The organism is Robinsoniella sp. (assembly GCF_034124845.1).
On record NZ_JAWYAJ010000263.1, the window covers coordinates 1 to 2,956 of the forward strand.

At 43.0% G+C, this 2,956-nt stretch carries 3 protein-coding genes and 1 other annotated feature; all 3 genes read left to right on the top strand.

Annotation, left to right across the window (positions count from 1 at the left end):
• A partial coding sequence (locus ACH2DQ_RS13035; RefSeq protein ID WP_395027011.1) for a hypothetical protein occupies positions 1-184 on the top strand: 184 nt, incomplete at its 5' end.
• Between the two features lie 150 nt (positions 185-334).
• Positions 335-1,078 (top strand): YdcF family protein, encoded by a 744-nt coding sequence (locus ACH2DQ_RS13040; protein WP_394915898.1) that lies wholly within the window; start codon positions 335-337, stop codon positions 1,076-1,078.
• Between the two features lie 56 nt (positions 1,079-1,134).
• Positions 1,135-1,330: a binding site (T-box leader), on the top strand.
• 130 nt (positions 1,331-1,460) lie between these two features.
• Positions 1,461-2,956, top strand: a 1,496-nt coding sequence (thrS, locus tag ACH2DQ_RS13045; protein ID WP_395027013.1) for a threonine--tRNA ligase, incomplete at its 3' end; no start/stop codon positions are given.

Sequence of the window (2,956 nt, forward strand, 5' to 3'; positions counted from 1 at the left end):
TGAACCGAGAAATGCATCAGGATTTCTCGGTGAATGCCCGCGTGCCGTCAAAAAGCGCTTCGGAAAGGTTAGAAAATACCAGTTCTGCGGCCAGCTGACGGAGTTCATACCAGTTTCCCACGCCCATCTTTTCGTACACTACCTCTGTATACAAAGCGTCTTAATCAGCAAAACCCAAATATAAGGCATTTAATAGAACACTACGTTATGAAACCACCGCCGCATTGACAGACCTTGTAAAATAAGTTAAACTGAAAAAAGATCTTTGTAATATAGTTGGAAAATAGTCGAAAATAGTAATGAAAACACAGACAAAAGGGGGTATCAAAATACAATGCAGATTTTATGGCTGGTTTTAGGAATAGCATCCTTGCTTTATTTTGTGATTTTAGTGAGTATCGGAATGGATTTTTCAATCATTTGGCTTTGCGGAGCAGCAGTGTTTTTTGGTCTTGCCTTTTTGGGACACTACCATAAAACACATCCGGGGGCACATTTTTTTCCCACCTGGTGCAAAGTCATTTTAGGCGGCGTGCTGGCGGTAGGATTATTTGTTTTTTTACTGGTGGAAGTATTTATTTTCACCGGCATGTTCCAGCATGGGGAAAAGAATCTGGATTACGTAATCGTTCTGGGTGCCCAGGTTAAGGGAGAAGTCCCCAGTAGAGCATTGACATTGCGTCTGGATGCAGCAGCTGAATACCTGAAAGAAAATCCGGAAAGCAAGGCTGTCCTCTCCGGCGGCAGAGGTCCCGGCGAGGATATTACCGAGGCGGAGGCCATGAGACGTTACCTGACAGCAGGGGGGATTGAAGCAAACAGACTAATTTTAGAAGATAAATCCACCAGTACCCAGGAAAACCTGAAGTACAGTGCGCAGCTTATTGGAAGCAAAGAAGACAAAGTTGGCATTGTGACAAACAATTTCCATGTTTTCCGGGCAATACAGCTGGGAAAGAAGCAGGGATATACAAATCTGTCGGGAATAGCAGCAGCTTCCGACCCAAGGTTCCAGATTCATTATCTGGTGCGGGAATTTTTTGCTTTGGTTAAAGAAAAACTGGTTGGAAATATTTAAATGAATATCAGGTGTTGACAAATGAAGTGTAAATGCTATAATCAAGAATAGAGATTGTTAATACGTTGAAGAGAAGAGTAGAATGCGGAATAACCCAGAGAGGGATTGGTGCTGGAAATATCCTGTTAGGAAACATTTGAAAACTGCCTCTGAGTGGCCCTAATCCGGTCCGGTGATACCGTTATCATCAAAATGAGTGGTTTCTAAGAAACAATCAGGGTGGAACCGCGAGTTCGAATACTCGTCCCTGGATCGTACCGGCAGGTATGGTCCGGGGACTTTTTGCGTGAAGTATGTTGTAAAAGATGAAAAATGATAGAAAGGAAGCTGCAATGTAGCGGCTGTGCTGCAGATTAACCTGGGGCACAAAATGGGTAACAATATGATTATTACATTAAAAGATGGATCAAAAAAAGAATATGAAGACAGCAAATCTGTATATGATATCGCGATGGATATTAGTGAGGGGCTGGCAAGAATGGCATGTGCCGGAGAAGTAAACGGTGAGGTTGTGGATCTGCGAACTGTAGTAGACCAGGACTGTGAACTTTCTATTTTAACTGCTAATGATGAAAAGGGACTGGCGGCTCTGCGTCATACTACCTCACATGTGCTGGCTGAGGCGGTAAAACGCCTGTATCCGGATGCAAAACTGGCAATTGGGCCATCGATTGACACCGGTTTCTACTATGATTTTGATCATGAGCCATTTTCCAGAGAAGACCTGGATAATATCGAAAAAGAGATGAAGAAAATCATCAAAGAAGGAGCAAGACTGGAAAAGTTTACTTTGCCAAGAGAAGAAGCGATTCAGTTCATGGAAGAAAAGGGGGAACCTTATAAAGTAGAATTGATTCAGGACCTTCCGGAAAATTCCACTATTTCTTTTTACCGCCAGGGAGATTTTACAGATCTCTGTGCTGGACCGCATTTAATGAGCACAAAGTCCATTAAAGCATTTAAGCTGACTTCTTCTTCCGGTGCATACTGGAGAGGTAATGAAAAAAATAAAATGCTTGCGCGTATCTACGGAACAGCATTTGCCAAAAAAGATGAATTAAATGCTTATCTGTTACAAATGGAAGAAGCAAAAAAACGTGACCATAACAAATTGGGGCGTGAAATGGAGTTATTCACTACGGTAGATGTAATCGGTCAGGGACTGCCGCTTCTTATGCCTAAGGGCGTTACCATCATACAGACTCTGCAGAGATGGATTGAAGACGAAGAAGAAAAGAGAGGCTATGTGAGAACCAAAACGCCATTAATGGCAAAAAGTGATCTGTATAAGATTTCCGGTCACTGGGATCACTATAAAGAAGGAATGTTTGTCCTGGGAGATGAAGACAAGGATGATGAAGTATTCGCACTTCGTCCCATGACCTGTCCATTCCAGTACTACGTATATAAAGCCAGCCAGAAGAGTTACCGGGATCTGCCGCTGCGCTATGGTGAAACTTCCACCTTATTCAGAAATGAAGAATCCGGAGAAATGCACGGACTTACCAGAGTACGCCAGTTTACCATTTCCGAAGGACATTTAATCATGACTCCGGAGCAGATCCATGAAGAGTTCAAAGGATGTGTAAACCTGGCACTCTATTGTCTGAAGACCCTGGGACTGGAAAATGACGTAACCTACCGTCTGTCAAAATGGGATCCGAACAATACGGAAAAATATATCGGAGACGCTGCATACTGGGAAGAGTCACAGGGAGTTATGCGTGAAATGCTTTCAGAATTGGGACTTCCATTTGTGGAAGCAGATGGAGAAGCAGCATTTTATGGACCGAAACTGGATATCCAGGCGAAAAATGTATATGGCAAAGAAGACACAATGATTACCATTCAGTTGGATTTTGCACTGGCTGAGCAGTT

Bases quoted from the DNA above. Each gene is read 5' to 3' on its own strand.
- ACH2DQ_RS13040 (WP_394915898.1), top strand. From the start codon at position 335: ATGCAGATTTTATGGCTGGTTTTAGGAATAGCATCCTTGCTTTATTTT.